Here is a 15,811-nt window from a genome sequence, read left to right as displayed (position 1 = left end):
CCCGGGACGGTCACACGTCGATGCGGTCGCGCGAGAGCGTCTCGGATCCGCGGACGATGAAGTCCTTCCGCGGCGCCACCTCGTTGCCCATCAGCAGCTCGAAGACCCGGCCCGCGTTCTCGGCGTCGGACACGCGGACTCGGCGCAGCGTGCGGCGGGCGCGGTCCATCGTCGTCGTGGCGAGCTGATCCGCATCCATCTCGCCGAGGCCCTTGTAGCGCTGGATCGGGTCCTGGAATCGCCGCCCCGCCTTCGCCAGGGCGGCGAGCACGCTCTGCAGCTCCTTCTCGGAGTACGTGTAGATCGTCTCGTTCGGCTTCTTGCCCGCGTTCATCACGACCACGCGGTGCAGCGGAGGCACGGCCGCGAACACCCGGCCCGCCTCGACCAGCGGCCGCATGTAGCGGAAGAACAGCGTGAGCAGGAGGGTGCGGATGTGCGCGCCGTCGACGTCGGCGTCGCTCATCAGGATGATCTTGCCGTAGCGCGCCACCGACAGGTCGAACGAGCGACCCGAGCCCGCGCCGATGACCTGGATCATCGAGGCGCACTCCGTGTTCGAGAGCATGTCGGCGACGCTCGCCTTCTGCACGTTCAGGATCTTGCCCCGGATCGGCAGCAGTGCCTGGTACTCGCTGTTGCGCGCGAGCTTCGCGGTGCCGAGGGCGGAGTCGCCCTCGACGATGAAGAGCTCGCTGTTGTCGACGTCGTTGCTGCGGCAGTCGACGAGCTTCGCGGGCAGCGACGACGATTCCAGCGCGTTCTTGCGGCGCTGCGTCTCCTTGTGCGCGCGCGCCGAGATGCGCGACTTCATCTCGGCGACGACCTTCTCGAGCAGCTGGGACATCTGCGTCTTGTCCTCGCGCTTCGCCGAGGAGAAGACGGCGCCGAGTGTCGAGCCGACCGTCTGCGCGACGATGGCGCGCACGGCGGGGGTGCCGAGGATCTCCTTCGTCTGGCCCTCGAACTGCGGCTCGGGGAGACGGACCGTGAGCACCGCCGTGAGGCCGGCGAGCACGTCGTCCTTCTCGACCTTGTCCGAGCCCGCCTTCAGCCGGCGCGCGTTCGCCTCGACCTGGGAGCGGAGGAGCTTGAGCAGTCCCTGCTCGAAGCCGGTCTGATGCGTGCCTCCCTTGGGCGTGGCGATGATGTTGACGAAGCTCCGCATCACCGTCTCGTAGCCGGTGCCCCAGCGCAGGGCGATGTCGACCTCGCAGCTGCGCTCCACCTCGGTGGACACCATGGCGCCACCCGGGGTGAGCACGGGGACGTTCTCGGTGAAGGTCCCGGTGCCGGTCAGACGGAGCACGTCGGTCACGGCGGAATCGGGCGCGAGGAACTCGACGAACTCCGAGATGCCGCCGTCGTAGCGGAACATCTCGGCGCGCCGCTCGTCCTCCCGGTCGTCGACGATGTCGAGGGTGAGCCCGGGAACCAGGAACGCCGTCTGCCGTGCGCGCGTGACGAGATCGTCCGTCTGGAAGGCCGCGCCCTTCGTGAAGATCTGGCGGTCGGTCCAGTAGCGCACGCGGGTGCCGGTGACTCCTCTCGCGACCTTGCCGACGACGGCGAGCTCCGAGCCGTTCTCGAAGGGCGTGAACGGCGCGTCCGGAGTGGGCTCCCCCGCATCCGCGAAGCGACCGGGCTCGCCGCGGTGGAACGACATGCGGTAGGTGCGGCCGTTGCGGTCGACCTCGACGTCGAGCCGCTCCGAGAGGGCGTTGACCACGGAGGCGCCCACGCCGTGCAGGCCGCCCGAGGCCGCGTAGGAGCCGGAGCCGAACTTGCCGCCGGCGTGCAGCTTGGTGAAGACGACCTCGACGCCGGACAGGCCGGTCTTGGGCTCGATGTCGACCGGGATCCCGCGCGCGCGGTCTCGCACCTCCACGCTGCCGTCGGCGTGGAGGACGACGCTGATCTCGGTGCCGTGCCCCGCGAGTGCCTCGTCGACGGAGTTGTCGATGATCTCCCACAGGCAGTGCATCAGGCCGCGTGAATCGGTCGAGCCGATGTACATGCCCGGCCGCTTCCGGACCGCCTCGAGGCCTTCCAGGACGGAGAGGTGCCGGGCGGAGTAGTCGGTGGAGGCCATTCCTCCAGTTTACTTTCGCGGAACCCTCACTCCGGGACGCGACCCGGGCGGTGCCCTGCACCGAGCGCCAGTGATCCGGCGGGCCTACGCGCACAGCGAAATGCCCTCCGATCGTCTCGGTGCAGAAACAATCGCGTGCTTGGATGGGTTCCACTAAGCAGAGATCGAAGACCGAGTGCAGGAGGCCAAGTCATGTCGACCACCGCAACCCCTACTGGCGTGGACGAGCTCGCGGGTGCCCACCAGCTCTCCGCTGCCGACCGCTGCGACAGCTGTGGAGCCCAGGCGTACATCCGCGTCGTCGTGAACAGCGGAGAACTGCTGTTCTGCGCCCACCACGGCAAGAAGTACCAGGAGAAGCTCTCCAGCATCGCTCAGAGCTGGCACGACGAGTCCGCGCGGCTCTTCGAGGAGCAGCGCCCCTGATCGTCCGGGCCACCGCCCCCGATCGGCCCGACGGACGCTGAGCGCGTCCTACAGGCCGACGCCGAGCCGCTTCGCGATGACCTCGCGGGCGGCTCGAGCTGTTTCATCGGCACGGACGAGTCGCTGATCCACGACCGCGTACTCCAGGCCGTTGCGCTCGGCGATCCTCGTCAGGATCGCATCGGCGAGCACCGGGTTCTTCGCGAGCAGCGGACCGTGCAGGTGGGTCCCGAGCAGCGATCCGGCGAGGTGGCCCTCGAGACCCTCCCCGTCGCCCGTCCCGTGCAGGACACGACCGAGCACGGTGCCGGGGTCGATCCCCTCGAAGCGCCGCAGATGGTTCTCGAAGCCCACCAGGACGCCGGCGGGCGACTCGACGACCAGATCGTCGGTGGCGCGGGCGGCAGCGGGGACGGCGCGACCCGGGAAGACGCCGATCCCCTGCACGATGCCCGACGCGGTCGTGAACGACTGCGCGAGCAGCTCCCAGCCCGCCCCGATCGCGACGAACTCGGTCCCGGAGTCGGCCCAGCCCCGCACGGTGGCATCGACGTCGCGGAGCACGTCGAGGACCGCCGGGAGGTCCTCATCGGCCCCGGTGCCGGCGACCAGCACGTCGGGACGATCGCGGAAGTCGTCCCGGTGACGCAGCGGGACGACGTCCGCATCGAGTCCGGCCCATCGCGCCCGGGTGACGAGGACGCGGGCGTTCGCCGCATCGCCGTTGCTGTCGAGCACGTCGGGGGCGAGCACGCCGATCCGCAGAGAGGTCACGAGGTCTCCTCGCGGTTGGAGGTGAGCTGGAGGTGGGCGCGGGTCCGGCGCATCGAGTCGGCGGAGAAGACGATCGTCTTGCGCCCGGTCGACGGTGCCGGCAGCGCCAGGAAGCCGTCGAGTGCTCGGCCGAGATCCTCGTCGACCGCGTCGATCGCTACTCCGTCGTACTGCAGGTGGAGCGCGGCCTCGTGGGCCTTGGATCCCGAGACCACGCGCACCCGGCCGAGGCCGGACGTGTCGACGGGCCAGAAGTACGAGGGATCGCGCACGTCGGAGCCGATCGCGAGCATGATCTGCTCGGTCCCCGTCGGGATCTCGGAGATGTTCAGCCGGTAGCTCGCCGGGTTCTGCACCAGGACGAACTCGACCTCCTGGCCGCGGACCACGACGACCTCGCCTCGTCCGAACACGGGAGCGATCGAGGACAGGGCGGCGGAGGCGGTGTCCGCGTCGAAGCGGTCGCCGAGCACGGCGCGCGCAGTCGAGACGGCGGCAGCGGCGTCCACGGCGTAGTGGATCCCGCGCGCCGGGAGTCCGATGTCGAGCAGGACCCCGTCGCTCAGGATCTCGGCCGCCGCCCCGTTTGTAGCGGAGACGATCGTCGTCGCGCGGTCCGTTCCCGTCGCTGCCTCCGCCGCGTAGCCGAGTCCGCCGGGAGCGGCGGCACGGACGGCCGGAGCGACTCCGTACCACTGCACCCGATCGGCGGGGAGGCTCGTGGCGATGTCGGCCACGTGGCGGTCGTCGGCGTTGAGCACGACCCGACCGGTCGCCCGCTCCGAGATCGAGGCGAGCATCCGCGCGACCATCGAGGGGTCGAAGAAGCGGTCGATCTGATCGACCACGACGTTGGTGAGCACGACGACGCGGGGGCGCATGCGGGGAGCGAGCCGCGCCCCGTGCCCCTCGTCCATCTCGAGGACGGCGATGTCCGCGTCGATGCGTCCCCGCAGGTCCGTCCGCTCCAGGAGGGCGGAGGTGAGGCCCTGCGCGATGTTGGCGGTCGACGGGTTGGTGAACACGCTCAGCCCGTGGGCGCGGAGGACGGCGACCAGCATCTTCGTGGTCGTCGACTTGCCGGCCGACCCGGTGACGACGACGAGCCCCTCGGGGAAGCCGTCGAGGACCGCGGGCAGGAACCCGGGAGCGACGCGGTTGACGACGAGCCCGGGCACGGCGGATCCTCCGCCGGGCTTCCGGAGGCGTGCCGCGAAGCGGGCGGCCCTCCCGAGGAGGACCGCCGGCGCGTAGCGGATCACCGGCCTACTCGAGGTAGTCGCGGAGCGACTGCGAGCGGGACGGGTGGCGGAGCTTCGCCATGGTCTTCGACTCGATCTGGCGGATGCGCTCGCGCGTCACGCCGAAGGTGTCCCCGATCTGGTCGAGGGTCTTCGGCATGCCGTCGCCGAGGCCGAAGCGCATGCGGATCACGCCCGCCTCGCGCTCGGACAGGGAGTCGAGGAGCGACTCCAGCTGCTTCTGCAGCATGGTGAAGCCCACGGCGTCCGCCGGGACCACGGCCTCGGTGTCCTCGATGAGGTCGCCGAACTCGCTGTCGCCGTCCTCGCCCAGGGGCGTGTGCAGCGAGATCGGCTCGCGGCCGTACTTCTGCACCTCGATGACCTTCTCAGGGGTCATGTCGAGCTCGCGGGACAGTTCCTCCGGGGTGGGCTCGCGGCCCAGGTCCTGGAGCATCTGACGCTGGACGCGGGCCAGCTTGTTGATGACCTCGACCATGTGCACAGGGATGCGGATGGTGCGGGCCTGGTCGGCCATCGCGCGGGTGATCGCCTGGCGGATCCACCACGTCGCGTACGTCGAGAACTTGAAGCCCTTGGTGTAGTCGAACTTCTCGACCGCGCGGATCAGACCGAGGTTGCCCTCCTGGATCAGATCCAGGAACTGCATCCCGCGACCGGTGTAGCGCTTGGCGAGGCTGACCACGAGTCGGAGGTTCGCTCCGAGCAGGTGGCTCTTCGCCCGCTGCCCGTCCTTCGCGACCCAGCGGAGCTCGCGGACGAGCTCGGGGCTGAGATCGGTGGAGTTGGCGAGCTTGTCCTCGGCGAAGAGGCCCGCCTCGATGCGCATCGCGAGCTCGACCTCCTCGGCCGCGTTCAGGAGCGCGACCTTGCCGATCTGCTTGAGGTAGTCCTTGACCGGGTCGGCGGTGGCGCCGGTGATCGCCGTCGAGTAGACGGGGACCTCGTCGTCCTCGCCGCCGAAGGAGAGGACGAGCGCGCCGCTGGGGAGCGGGGCCTCGGGCGCGGCGGCGGGGGCCGCGGGGGCGTCCGCCGTCTCGGCGTCGTCCTTCGACTCGGTCTCGGGCTCCTCGACGACGGCGACGACCTCGGTCTCGTCCTCGTCGACCTCCTCGGGCTCGACGGCCTCGGGCGAGTCCTCGTCCTCGACGGGCGCGGCGGCCTTGGTCGCGGCCCGGGCGCGCGGGGTCTTGGCCGCAGCGGGCTTGCGTGCGGCGGGCTTCTTGGTCGTCGTCGCGTCGTCGTCGACGGCGTCGAGCGTTGCGGTCTTGGTAGCTCTGGTGGCCATGGCGGCACCTCTCCATCCGTTGCGTCCCGGTTGCGAGCGGCTCCGGAGGGCGCCGTCCGTCGGTGGGCATTACGAGGACCCATGTCAAGTCGAGGACGTCGCACGCCCGACGTGGGCGTGGTGCTCCTCGACCCGAACGGGTCCTATTGACAATTATTGCACGCCTGAGTAGTACGGTCGCGCGCGGAGCCCCTGAGGACTCCGATCGATCGGTCGCGAGCCTCCGGTGCCGATCCCGTCGACCCGCTGCCCCGCCGCAGTGGAGCCGGTCGCTCGATCAGCGTCCGGGACGTCCTCGACGGAGGCGGTCACTCAGTGCAACCCAGAGAGGGGCCACCATTATTCCCTCGTCCTCGGCGAGCCGGCGCCTCGTCCGGCGCCGGGCGCTGATCAGACCGACGACCCCGAGGCCCACGACGACGTACTGGACGCACCACGCGAGGCGGAAGCTCTCCATCGAGTAGAGCCGAGCGGCGTCGCCGTCCGGTCCCGCGAGCGCGTCGAGGATGAGCCCCATCGCGAACATCATCGTGAAGCTCGCCAGGAACCCGCCGACGTTGACCACGCCGTTGGCGGCGCCGAGGGCACGGGAGGGATTGAAGGTCCGGGCGAAGTCGAAGCCGATCATCGACCCGGGTCCCCCGGCGCCGATGACGATCAGCAGGAGGACGATCAGCCAGTACGGCGGTACGCCGGGCCAGAGCAGGACGACGGTCCACGCGACGCCCATGGTGGTGACGATCCCCAGCACGAGGTTGCTCCGCCGCATGGGATGCCGGGCGGTGAGCACTCCGAGGACGGGGCCGACCACGATGCCGGCGACGACGACGATCGTGAGGGTCGGCGCCGCGACGGCCGGCGGCAGCCCGATCGCGTAGACGAGGAACGGATAGCCCCAGAGCAGGGTGAAGACGGTTCCCGAGGACTGCGTCACGAAGTGCGACCAGAATCCCAGCTGGGTTCCCGGTCGACGCAGGCTCACGCCGAGCTGGGCGATGGTGGCCCGGAGTGTCGGCGGAGTCAGGACGATTGGCTCCGTGCGCGGCGGCAGATCGCTGATCAGGAGCAGCACTCCGAGGAAGGCGACGGCGCCCAGCGCCGCCGCGGAGAGGAACGCCGGCGTCCAGCCGACGGAGTGCAGGATCGCGGCGAACGGGAGGGCCGAGAGGATCTGCCCGATCTGCCCGATGTTGCCGATCCACTGCGACAGCTGCGGGACGATCGGGCCGCTGAACCACGCGACCGTCAGGCGGATGACGGAGGTGAAGATCGCCGCGTCGCCGGCACCCACCAGGATCCGCCCCACGATCGCGACTCCGATCGACGGGGCGAGGGCGAGCACGACCTGCCCGACCATCATGAGCGCCGTGCCGGAGAGGATGAGGGTCTTCGGCCCGAAGCGGTCGATCAGGATCCCGACCGGGATCTGCATCCCGGCGTAGACGATCAGCCGGACGACGGCCAGCGAGGAGAGCACCGCTGCGGCGACTCCGAAGCGCTCGGCGGCGTCGACTCCCGCGACGCCCAGAGTGGTGCGGTCCAGGACCGCCACCAGGTAGGCGAAGGCACCGGCTCCGAAGACGAACCACGCTCGACGAGATCGCACTCGTCCGATCCTACCGACGGCGGGTGGGCCCTAGGACGCGGCGGAGTCCTCCCCCGGGCGCCGGATCGCGAGGAACTTCTCGAGCTCGGCGGCCAGAGCATCAGCCGTGGGAACGGAGCCGTCCTCGTCGGTGAGCGGGGACCGGAGGCTCGTGCCCTCCATGTAGGTGTCGTGCCGCGACTCCAGCGCCGCGACGAGCTTCTGCAGCTCCTCGTTCCCCGCGACCTGCTCGTCCACCTTGGCGAGGAACTCGCGCCCGCTCTCGCGGAGGCGGTCGGTCGGGAAGATGAGGCCCGTCGAGGCCGAGATGCTCTCGAGCGCCGCCACGGCGGCCTGCGGGTACTCGGTGTCCGAGAGGTAGTGCGGGATGAGGAGCGCGAAGCCGACCGCCGGCATCCCGCGCTCGAAGAGGCGGAGCTCGAGCAGGTGCAGGACGTTCGAGGGGATCTGCGTGTGCGGGCGCCAGACCGACATCGCCTCGACGAGGTCCTCGCGGTTGCCGCTGACCGTGACCCCGACGGGTCGGGTGTGCGGCACGGGCATCGGGATCGCGTGGACCCAGGTGGTGCTCGCGACCTCGAGCCGCTCGATGAGCGAGACCACGGCCCGCGTGAAGCGCTCCCACTGGAAGTCGGGCTCGAATCCGGTGAGCAGGAGGAACGGCTGGTGCAGCTCGTCGCGCGCGACCGAGAGGCGCAGGACGGCCGGGCGGTAGTCGGTCAGGTGGTCCTGATCGAACGTGATGATCGGCCGGCGAGCGCGGTAGTCCAGGAGCTGGTCCTGGTCGAAGGCGGCGATCGGGCGGTGCTCGAGGGTGTCGAGCAGGTACTCCCCCAGCTGTCCGACGGCGCCTCCGGCGTCGGTGAAGCCGGTCAGGCCGGCGACGAGGTGCAGCCCGCGCGGAACCTCGGAGAGGTCGCCCTCGATCTCGAACAGGTCTTCCGGATCCAGCATGCCTCTCACTGTAGACGGCACCCGTCGGGCCCCTGGCGAGCGGCGCTCGGCCCTGAGCGAACAGCGCCTAGCATTGCCGCCATGCCCCTCTCCTCTCTCGAGTACACGTCCGCGCCCGCCTCCGACATCGACACCGACGCCCTCGTCCTGGGCGTCGCGCCGGGCCCGGACGGGCCGCAGCTGCTCGGGGCGACGGGCTTCGAGGACCTGGTCGGCGCCCTCCCGGCGCTCGGCGCCACGGGAGCCGTCGACTCGATCCTGCGCGTGCCGTCGACCGGTCGCGCGGGCGTCGTCGTGCTCGTCGGCCTCGGCTCGGCGGAGCCGGCCACCGACGCCCTCCGCGCCGCAGCGGGTCTCGCGGTGCGCACCCTGGCGGGGACCGCGTCCGTCGCGCTCGCGCTTCCCGCCACGACTCCGGAGGCACTCGCCGCCGTCGCCGAGGGCGCCGCCCTGGGCTCCTACTCGTTCACCGCCTTCCGCGGCACCACCGCCGCGACGGTGAAGACCCCCGTCGAGTCCGTCCTGCTCGTCTCGACCCAGGAGACGGCGGACCCCGCGATCCTCGAGCGCGCGCTGATCGTCGCCCGGGCTGTCGCCGAGGTCAAGGACCTCGTCAACACGCCGCCGTCTCACCTCTACCCGCAGACCCTCGCCGAGGCAGTCCAGGAGGGCGCCGCCGGGCTGCCCCTCGAGGTCACCGTCTGGGACGAGGCGGCACTGGCCGAGGAGGGCTTCGGCGGCATCCTCGGAGTGGGCAGCGGCTCGACCCGGCCGCCGCGCCTGGTGAAGGTCTCCTACTCGCCGGAGGGAGCGACCGCTCACCTCGCGCTGGTGGGCAAGGGCATCACCTTCGACAGCGGCGGACTCTCGCTCAAGCCGCCGGCCTCGATGGTGGGGATGAAGTACGACATGACGGGCGCGGCGACCGTGTGGGCCGTCGCACGCGCCGTCGCGGAGCTCGCGCTCCCCGTCCGGGTGACCGCCTGGCTCTGCATCGCGGAGAACCTCCCCTCCGGCAGCGCCATCCGGCCCAACGACGTGCTGACGATCCGCGGCGGGACGACGGTCGAGGTCCTCAACACCGACGCCGAGGGGCGACTCGTGCTCGCCGACGGGCTCGTCGCGGCGAGCGAGGAGCAGCCCGACGCGATCATCGACGTCGCGACCCTGACCGGAGCCGCGAGCGTCGCCCTGGGCAACCGCTACACGGGCGTCATGGGCGACGACGACTTCGCCGCCCGGGTCGTCGCCACCGCCGCCGATGCGGGCGAGCCCTTCTGGCAGATGCCCTTCCCGGCCGAGCTGCGCCCGCTCCTGAACTCCGACGTCGCCGACCTCGCCAACGTGAAGATCGGCAGCACGGCCGGCGGCATGCTGATCGCCGGGCACTTCCTGCGCGAGTTCATCGGCACCCGCGGGGAGGGCGAGGCCGCGACCACCATCCCCTGGGCCCACCTCGACATCGCGGGTCCCGCCAACAACGCCGGAGGGGCCTACGGCTTCACGGCGGGCGGGCCGACGGGAGTCACCGTACGGACGCTCGTGGCGCTGGCCGAGGGCTTCGCGAGCGCGTAGTAGGGTCGACGGGGCGGGAGATCCCGCCTCGTCCCCTCCTCCGCCGGTCCTGAGCGCTCCGCGCCGCGGCCCGCGGGAGACCGGGACCGCACGTCGCAAGGGAGTCACTGGGTGTCGGAAGAGAGCTACGACCTGGTCGTGCTCGGCGGGGGCAGCGGCGGTTACGCCGCCGCGCTGCGGGCGACTCAACTGGGGCTCAGCGTGGCTCTCGTCGAGCGGGACAAGCTCGGCGGCACCTGCCTCCACCGCGGCTGCGTCCCCACGAAGGCCCTGCTGCACGCCGCCGAGCTGGCGGACGGGGCGAAGGACGCGCAGAAGTACGGCGTCCTCGCGAGCTTCGAGGGCATCGACATCGCCGGCGTCACCCGGTACCGCCGGGGCGTGGTCGCCGGCAAGTACAAGGGCCTGCAGAGCCTCGTCTCCTCGCGCGGCATCACGGTCGTCGAGGGTGACGGCCGTCTGGCCGGCCCGAGGACCGTCGTCGTCGGCGAGCACGTCCTCCACGGCGGGTCGATCGTCGTCGCCACAGGCTCGGCCTCGCGGACCCTGCCCGGGATCGCGATCGGCGGTCGCGTCCTCACCAGCGACGAGGCCCTCGAGCTCGACCACGTGCCCGACCGGGTCGTCGTGCTCGGCGGCGGGGTCATCGGAGTCGAGTTCGCGAGCGTCTGGCGCTCCTTCGGCGCCGAGGTCACCATCGTCGAGGCGCTCCCCCACCTCGTGCCGAACGAGGACGAGAGCGCGAGCAAGCAGCTCGAGCGCGCCTTCCGCAAGCGCGGCATCTCCTTCCAGCTCGGCTCGCGCGTCTCCTCGGTCTCCCAGTCCGAGTCGGGCGTGAGCGTGAGCCTCGAGAGCGGAGCCGTGCTCGAGGGCGACGTGCTCCTGGTGGCGGTCGGCCGCGGTCCCGTCACCGCCGGCCTCGGCCTCGAGGAGGCGGGGGTGGCTCTCGATCGCGGCTACGTCGTGGCGGACGAGCGCCTGCAGACCTCCGTTCCGGGCGTCTACGCCGTGGGGGACATCGTGCCCGGTCTCCAGCTGGCCCATCGGAGCTTCCAGCAGGGCGTCTTCGTCGCCGAGGAGATCGCCGGCCTCGGCCCGCAGGTCGTCGCCGATGTCAACGTCCCGAAGGTCACCTACAGCGACCCGGAGGTCGCGTCGGTCGGACTCACCGAGGCGCTGGCCGTGGCCGAGTACGGTGCGGAGCGCATCGCGTCGTACGACTACAACCTGGGCGGGAACGCTCGCAGCACCATCCTCGGCACGAGCGGCTCGGTCAAGGTCGTCCGCGTCGTCGACGGCCCTGTCGTCGGCGTCCACATGGTCGGCGCCCGCGTCGGCGAGCTGATCGGGGAGGCCCAGCTCATCGTGAACTGGGAGGCGCATCCCGAGGACGTCGCGCCCCTCGTGCACGCGCACCCCACTCAGAACGAGGCGCTCGGCGAGGCGCATCTCGCGCTGGCCGGGAAGCCGCTGCACGCCCTCTAGACCCACCGCGGGGGCGGCGACCCGTCGCTCCCGCTTCACTAAGCTGAACACTGCACGCACACGTCTTAAGGAGACAGGATCATGAGCGAATCCGTCAGCCTCCCGGCACTCGGAGAGAGTGTCACGGAAGGAACGGTCACCCGCTGGCTGAAGAACGTGGGGGATCGCGTCGAGGTCGACGAGCCCCTGCTGGAGGTGTCGACCGACAAGGTCGACACCGAGATCCCGTCGCCCGTCGCCGGTGTCATCGAGGAGATCCTCGTCCAGGAGGACGAGACCGTCGAGGTCGGGGCCGAGCTGGTCCGGATCGGCGACGGTTCCGCGTCGGCCGCCCCCGCCGAGCCCGAGGCCCCCGCGGCCGAGGAGGCTCCGGAGGTCCAGGCCGCCGAGACCGAGCCCACCGACGTCGCGACCCCGTCCGTCGACTCGGACAGCGAGGAGGAGGCTCCGGCCCCCGCCGAGCCCGAGCCGGCCCCCGCCGCTGAGAAGCCCGCCGCCCCCGAGGCGTCGGCTCCGGCCCCGTCGGTGCCCGCGCCGGCGCCCGCCGCCGCGGCTCCCGCGCAGGCCGCGACCCCCGAGCCGACCGACTCGAACCCCGGATACGTCACGCCGCTCGTGCGCAAGCTCGCGAGCGAGCACGGCATCGACCTGGCCTCCCTCACCGGTACCGGTGTCGGCGGGCGCATCCGCAAGCAGGACGTCCTCGACGCGGTCGAGGCCGCCAAGTCGGCTCCCGCCGCCCCCGTGTCGGCTCCTGCCGCCGCCGCTGCGAAGGCCGCGCGCACCCCGCTCGAGACCTCGCCCCTGCGCGGCACGACGCAGTCGCTCTCGCGTCTGCGGAAGGTCCTCGCCCAGCGCGCCGTCGAGTCGATGCAGTCGACCGCTCAGCTCACCTCGGTCGTCGAGGTCGACGTGACCAACGTCGCCCGATTCCGCGACTCGGTGAAGAAGAGCTTCCAGGAGAAGACCGGCGCCAAGCTGTCCTTCCTCCCGTTCTTCGCACTGGCGGCCGCCGAGGCGCTGAAGGCCTACCCGGTCATCAACTCGACGCTCGACGGCGACTCGATCGTCTACCCGGACCACGAGAACATCAGCATCGCGGTCGACACCGAGCGCGGCCTGCTGACCCCGGTCCTGAAGAACGCATCGGACCTCGACCTCGCGCAGATCGCCTCCACCATCGGCGACCTCGCGGAGCGCACCCGCAACAACAAGCTCAAGCCCGACGAGCTGGCCGGCGGCACCTTCACGCTGACCAACACCGGATCGCGCGGGGCGCTGTTCGACACGCCGGTCGTCTTCCTGCCGCAGACCGCGATCCTCGGCACCGGCATCGTGACCCGCAAGCCCGCCGTGGTGCAGGTCGACGGTCAGGACGCCATCGCGATCCGCTCGACCGTCTACCTCGCGCTCTCGTACGACCACCGCACGGTGGACGGCGCAGACGCGGCGCGGTTCCTGGTCGCGATCAAGGAGCGCCTCGAGGAGGGCTCGTTCGAGAACGACCTCGGCATCTGATCGCGAGGTGCCGCTGAGGCCGGGGCGTCCCGCCCTCACTCGGTGAACACCTCGCGCAGCAGCCAGCCGGCCTCCGTCCTGATGATCAGGACGGAGGCCGCTGTCGTTCCTCCGTCCACGCCGACCTCGACGAGTGCGGTCGCACCGTGCGTGTCGGTGAGGATCGCGCCGTCCAGTGGTCCGAGCGACACGACGTAGTCGGACCCGCCCTCGGAGCGCAGCGGCGAGTCGTCCGTCGTCAGACTGCGGAGGCAGGAGGCGTCCTCGCCCGCCGTGCACGACGCAGCGGCGAGGAGCAGGGCCGTCGCCGCGTCACCGGCGGAAGTGCCGGGGGACGGCGGTGAGGGAGCCGCAGGTGACGAAGTGCTCGGGCGGGCGGACGCGCCGCTCCGATCGTCCGCCGCCGCCGACCGCGCCGACTCTCCGCCGCCCTGCGCCGCGAGCGAGGCGATCAGGGCGCCCAGCACGACGACCGCGGCCGACAGCAGCGGTCCCCGTCGCTCCACCACGACGGTGAGTGCCCTCCGTCTCCAGCCGTCGAGAGGGTGCACGCGCCGGTGCCTCGCGGGGCCGCCGTCCAGGGCGGGCCCTGCCGGACCGGGTGGCCGGCTCCGGGGACCGCGACGAGCCCGACGTGTCCGGCGGCTCAGCGCGACGAGGGCTCTCCGTGCGCGATCGAACGCGGCGACCGGCGCGACAGGATCCTCCTCCGCGGGCACCGTCGGAACGACCGGAGACGCGAGCAGGTCCCCGAGCGGCGCCGGGGCCGCCGAACGGTACAGGTGCGCTTCGAGCTCGGCGAGATCCGCTGTCGCCGGAGGCGGGGACAGCGGCAGGACGACGAGCATCAGTCGCCGCAGCGCTTCGGCGGGGGCCGTCGTCGCGCCGTCGCCACCGGTCAGCAGCAGCACGGGCCGCCCCTGGGCCGTCAGCCCGACCGTCCCGGCCTCGACCGAGAGGAGCACTCCGTGATCCTGGGCGTCGCGGAGCGCGGCGGCGATCGGGGCGAGGACCGTGACCGCCGTTCCCGCAGTGAGGACACGGCCGCGGGTCAGGAGGCCCGCGAGAGTGTCGACGACGGCCGGTCGGGTCAGCAGCACGACGGTGTCCTCCTCCTCGTCCTCGTCGGCGAGGTCCACGAGGCTCTCCCGATGCTCGTGGGGAGGCAGATCGGCGAGGCCGGAGCGGAGCGAGGCCGCCGCCTCCTCCCGCGAGTACCGGCGGGCCAGCAGGACGGCTCCGTCGGGAGCGCGGACGAGCTCGCCGAGCGCGGAGGGCCCGACGAGCTCGTGTCCGGCGAGGGCCGGTCCCGGCCCGGCGTCGTGCTGATCGGAGGTCGATGCCATGCGCCGAGTGTGCCCTCGGCGGGAGCCCCCGGCGCCCGGCCCGGGCGATCGGTGGAGGGAAGGCCCGCACGGCGGGCTGGGGAGGCGCCCCGCCCGGGTTCCGACGCGATCGGTCCCGATCCCCGGGTCGGCTCGGTATCCTTGACCCCATGGCACGCAGCACGGAACCGTCGACGAAGGCGGTCAAGGAACCCGGACGTCTCAAGCAGATGTGGCAGGTGTTCCAGATGACCCGCCGCTACGACAGCAGCGCCGTGTGGATCATCCTCCTCGCCGCCCTGCTCCCCGTCCTGCTCGGCGTGCTCCTCGGGATCCTCCTGGGCGACGGCAACGGATTCGTCATCGCCCTCTGGATCCTCGTCGGCCTCCTCGCCGGCATGGTCGCCGGTCTTGCGGTGCTCTCGCGTCGCGCCGAGCGTGCGGCCTACGGTCAGATCGCCGGTCAGCCCGGCGCGGTGGGCGCCGTGCTGCGCAGCGGACTCCGCGGCAGCTGGACCGGCACCGAGATGCCGGTGGCCGTGAACGGCAAGACGCAGGACGCGGTCTACCGCGCCGTCGGTCGCGGTGGTGTCGTGCTGATCGCCGAGGGGCCGTCCGGGCGCACGAAGCGGATGCTCGACGACGAGCGCCGCAAGGTCACCCGGATCCTGCCGAACGTCCCCGTCACGTTCGTGCACGTCGGGCCCGACGCCGACTCGGTGCCGCTGCACCGCATCCCCCGGACCCTCGCCAAGACGAAGAAGACCCTCACCAAGGCCGAGGTCCTCGCCGTCAAGAACCGTCTCGCGTCGCTGAACACCTCGCTGCCGATCCCCAAGGGAGTGGACCCGTTCAAGGTCCGTCCGCAGCGCTCGCGCTGATCACTCCCCCACCGGGGCCGTTCGCCGTCGAGGCGCACGGCCCCGCTGTTCTTCCCGGCCCGAAGCGGTTCCCGGATCCTCACGGTCCGGCCCATCGGGCGGGCGGCGTGCGGCCGAGGGTTCAGCAGCGGGCGAGTGGTCAGTAGCGGACGAGCACCGTTCCGGCGACCTTGTCGTGGAAGCCGCGCTGGTCCGAGTCCCAGACGAGCGCCGGGACGAGCACCGCGAGCAGGACCGAGCGGACGAGGGGCCGCCACGCTCCGACCCAGCCGCCGCCGAGGCGGACCACGCGCATCCGCAGGAGCCGGTGGCCGATGCTGCCGCCGATGGTGGGGATGAACACCGCCTGCAGAACGACGAACAGGATCAGGCTGGCCCACCGGTCGTACTGGAAGAACGCCAGCGACAGGAGCGCGGCGATCGCGAAGTCCACCACCAGGGCCGCGATCCGGCGTCCGGGGCGGGCGATCGACATCCGTCCCTCACGGGGGAGTCCGAGGCGCTCCCCCGGCCAGCTGCTCGGCGCGACATCGGCGAAGGTCCTGCGTTCGGGCATGCGTCCCATGCTATCCACCGTGTCTCGGAGGCGGCCGCGAGCCGGTGAAGGACCGTAGAGCCAGGTTCA

13 protein-coding genes are annotated in these 15,811 nt (G+C 71.6%); 5 read left to right on the top strand and 8 right to left on the bottom strand.

Features of this window, described 5'->3' with window-relative positions; all coding sequences use genetic code 11:
- Positions 1-10: 10 nt before the first annotated feature.
- Positions 11-2,092, bottom strand: a complete 2,082-nt coding sequence (locus tag AC0CID_RS03625; RefSeq protein ID WP_465225810.1) for a DNA gyrase/topoisomerase IV subunit B — start codon at positions 2,090-2,092, stop codon at positions 11-13.
- A 192-nt stretch (positions 2,093-2,284) separates the two neighbouring features.
- Here AC0CID_RS03625 and AC0CID_RS03620 point away from each other — a divergent pair, with 192 nt between their 5' ends.
- The gene (locus AC0CID_RS03620; RefSeq protein WP_207405723.1) at positions 2,285-2,518 is read left to right on the top strand and encodes a DUF7455 domain-containing protein; all 234 of its coding nucleotides are present in this window, start codon (positions 2,285-2,287) and stop codon (positions 2,516-2,518) included.
- A gap of 48 nt (positions 2,519-2,566) precedes the next feature.
- Here the strand turns inward: AC0CID_RS03620 and AC0CID_RS03615 are convergent, their stop codons facing one another.
- From AC0CID_RS03615 to AC0CID_RS03595, 5 genes are all read right to left on the bottom strand, one after another.
- On the bottom strand, positions 2,567-3,292 hold the full coding sequence (locus tag AC0CID_RS03615; RefSeq protein WP_465225809.1) for a type 1 glutamine amidotransferase: 726 nt from the start codon (positions 3,290-3,292) through the stop codon (positions 2,567-2,569).
- A complete protein-coding gene (locus AC0CID_RS03610) occupies positions 3,289-4,470 on the bottom strand; it encodes a Mur ligase family protein (protein WP_465225808.1) in 1,182 nt (393 codons plus the stop codon). Before AC0CID_RS03610 ends, AC0CID_RS03615 begins: the two co-directional genes overlap by 4 nt.
- 88 nt (positions 4,471-4,558) lie before the next feature.
- On the bottom strand, positions 4,559-5,842 hold the full coding sequence (locus tag AC0CID_RS03605; protein ID WP_465225807.1) for an RNA polymerase sigma factor: 1,284 nt from the start codon (positions 5,840-5,842) through the stop codon (positions 4,559-4,561).
- Between the two features lie 277 nt (positions 5,843-6,119).
- The gene (locus tag AC0CID_RS03600) at positions 6,120-7,448 is read right to left on the bottom strand and encodes an MFS transporter (protein ID WP_465225806.1); all 1,329 of its coding nucleotides are present in this window, start codon (positions 7,446-7,448) and stop codon (positions 6,120-6,122) included.
- Positions 7,449-7,478: 30 nt separating this feature from the next.
- Positions 7,479-8,402, bottom strand: a complete 924-nt coding sequence (locus AC0CID_RS03595; protein WP_465225805.1) for a proteasome assembly chaperone family protein — start codon at positions 8,400-8,402, stop codon at positions 7,479-7,481.
- An 81-nt stretch (positions 8,403-8,483) separates the two neighbouring features.
- Between AC0CID_RS03595 and AC0CID_RS03590 the strand changes: the two genes are divergently transcribed.
- The 3 genes from AC0CID_RS03590 to sucB all read left to right on the top strand — a co-directional run bounded on the left by AC0CID_RS03590 (position 8,484) and on the right by sucB (position 12,980).
- The gene (locus AC0CID_RS03590; RefSeq protein ID WP_465225804.1) at positions 8,484-9,977 is read left to right on the top strand and encodes a leucyl aminopeptidase; all 1,494 of its coding nucleotides are present in this window, start codon (positions 8,484-8,486) and stop codon (positions 9,975-9,977) included.
- A gap of 111 nt (positions 9,978-10,088) precedes the next feature.
- Entirely contained in the window at positions 10,089-11,462 is a 1,374-nt protein-coding gene (lpdA, locus tag AC0CID_RS03585; RefSeq protein WP_465225803.1) for a dihydrolipoyl dehydrogenase, read from the top strand.
- A gap of 81 nt (positions 11,463-11,543) precedes the next feature.
- Entirely contained in the window at positions 11,544-12,980 is a 1,437-nt protein-coding gene (gene sucB / locus AC0CID_RS03580; protein WP_465225802.1) for a 2-oxoglutarate dehydrogenase, E2 component, dihydrolipoamide succinyltransferase, read from the top strand.
- Between the two features lie 35 nt (positions 12,981-13,015).
- On the opposite strand, the gene AC0CID_RS03575 is transcribed toward sucB, so the two are convergent.
- Complete coding sequence (locus AC0CID_RS03575; protein WP_465225801.1) at positions 13,016-14,326, bottom strand: hypothetical protein; 1,311 nt, start codon at positions 14,324-14,326, stop codon at positions 13,016-13,018.
- A gap of 149 nt (positions 14,327-14,475) precedes the next feature.
- Here AC0CID_RS03575 and AC0CID_RS03570 point away from each other — a divergent pair, with 149 nt between their 5' ends.
- A complete protein-coding gene (locus tag AC0CID_RS03570) occupies positions 14,476-15,186 on the top strand; it encodes a DUF4191 domain-containing protein (RefSeq protein WP_465225800.1) in 711 nt (236 codons plus the stop codon).
- Positions 15,187-15,325: 139 nt separating this feature from the next.
- Here AC0CID_RS03570 and AC0CID_RS03565 read toward each other — a convergent pair whose 3' ends face one another.
- Complete coding sequence (locus AC0CID_RS03565; protein ID WP_207406390.1) at positions 15,326-15,742, bottom strand: RDD family protein; 417 nt, start codon at positions 15,740-15,742, stop codon at positions 15,326-15,328.
- Positions 15,743-15,811 lie beyond the last annotated feature (69 nt).

This window comes from Rathayibacter sp. AC451 (assembly GCF_979253095.1).
The sequence above is the reverse complement of the archived record's forward strand: the minus strand, read 5'-3'. Positions and strand labels throughout refer to the sequence as shown.

Excerpts from the sequence above, each read along its gene's own strand:
- AC0CID_RS03565 (WP_207406390.1), bottom strand. The coding sequence starts at position 15,742 with ATGCCCGAACGCAGGACCTTCGCCGATGTCGCGCCGAGCAGCTGGCCG.
- sucB (WP_465225802.1), top strand. The coding sequence starts at position 11,544 with ATGAGCGAATCCGTCAGCCTCCCGGCACTCGGAGAGAGTGTCACGGAA.
- AC0CID_RS03620 (WP_207405723.1), top strand. The coding sequence starts at position 2,285 with ATGTCGACCACCGCAACCCCTACTGGCGTGGACGAGCTCGCGGGTGCC.
- AC0CID_RS03605 (WP_465225807.1), bottom strand. The coding sequence starts at position 5,842 with ATGGCCACCAGAGCTACCAAGACCGCAACGCTCGACGCCGTCGACGAC.
- AC0CID_RS03590 (WP_465225804.1), top strand. The coding sequence starts at position 8,484 with ATGCCCCTCTCCTCTCTCGAGTACACGTCCGCGCCCGCCTCCGACATC.
- AC0CID_RS03575 (WP_465225801.1), bottom strand. The coding sequence starts at position 14,326 with ATGGCATCGACCTCCGATCAGCACGACGCCGGGCCGGGACCGGCCCTC.
- AC0CID_RS03625 (WP_465225810.1), bottom strand. The coding sequence starts at position 2,092 with ATGGCCTCCACCGACTACTCCGCCCGGCACCTCTCCGTCCTGGAAGGC.
- AC0CID_RS03570 (WP_465225800.1), top strand. The coding sequence starts at position 14,476 with ATGGCACGCAGCACGGAACCGTCGACGAAGGCGGTCAAGGAACCCGGA.
- AC0CID_RS03595 (WP_465225805.1), bottom strand. The coding sequence starts at position 8,402 with ATGCTGGATCCGGAAGACCTGTTCGAGATCGAGGGCGACCTCTCCGAG.